This window comes from Bradyrhizobium sp. LTSPM299, from assembly GCF_000938235.1.
Lineage (GTDB): Bacteria > Pseudomonadota > Alphaproteobacteria > Rhizobiales > Xanthobacteraceae > Bradyrhizobium.
In genome coordinates, this window is sequence record NZ_JYMU01000042.1 from 1 (window position 1) to 954 (window position 954).

The window sequence follows — 954 nt, forward strand, 5'->3', positions numbered from 1 at the left end:
GATGGGTAGAGTCGAGGTGTGACGCGGTAGCTTTAGGTTCGAACATATCTGTTTCCGCCCCTTTCGTTTGGCGGTGCCTCACTGGTTCGACCATGGCCCCGTTTTCACACCCCGCTCATCGAACTGGACAGGCAGATTTCCCGCATCCAGCTCTCGGACAAAACTTCACGCCTTCACCCACGGCACGTCGTGCCCAAGCCTGCTCAGGCGTACGAGCCCAAAGTGCCCGTAAAGGTGCGGGAGTGGATAGGTCCCGCCCTTGCGACGCCTGGTTTTGTGCTTGAACTGCAACCACCGGCGCAACCGCATCGCTGCGTAGCTGTCGAGTGCCCGATACGCCTTGCTGACGGTGCCTACCTTGAAGTAGTTCGCCCATCCGCGCAGCGTGCGGTTCACCTTGCCCACCAGCTTTGTGGTTTCTTGCCATGTCCCCGTTCGGTCCGTCAGTGCGTGGATTTTCTCAACCATGCGCTTGATGCTCTTCCGCGATGGCCGATATCCCAGGCGTGCCTGACCGGTTCTCGCTGAGTACATCCGTCCGAACGAGTATCCCAGGAAGTCGAACTCCTCTTCCGGAACCTTGCAGATTCGTGTCTTCTCCTCGTTGACCGTGAGCTTCAGCTTGCTCATGATCTTGCGTAGTTGCTGCGGTGCCTGGTCGGCATTGCCCTTCTTGCACAGGATCACAAGATCATCGGCGTAGGTTACGATACGACTGCCGAGGCGTTGCTCCAGTCCGAGCTTCTTCCATCCCAATACGAACCGGCGCATGTATATATTCGCCAGCAACGGTGAGATGGGTGAGCCTTGCGGAATGCCGCGCCGGTTGTCCCGGGCTTCGGTCGTGCGTGTCTTCCTTCCTCGATCATCGGTTTCTTCTACGGGGCATTCCAGCCACATCTTGATCAGATGCAACACGCGCCGATCAACAATCCGGCGCGCTACCGACTTTAG

Annotated in this window: 1 protein-coding gene; it reads right to left on the bottom strand. The window is 58.1% G+C overall.

Annotated elements, in window-relative coordinates:
* Positions 1–165 precede the first annotated feature (165 nt).
* On the bottom strand, positions 166–954 hold a 789-nt coding region (locus UP10_RS20940), incomplete at its 5' end, for a reverse transcriptase domain-containing protein (RefSeq protein WP_044589191.1).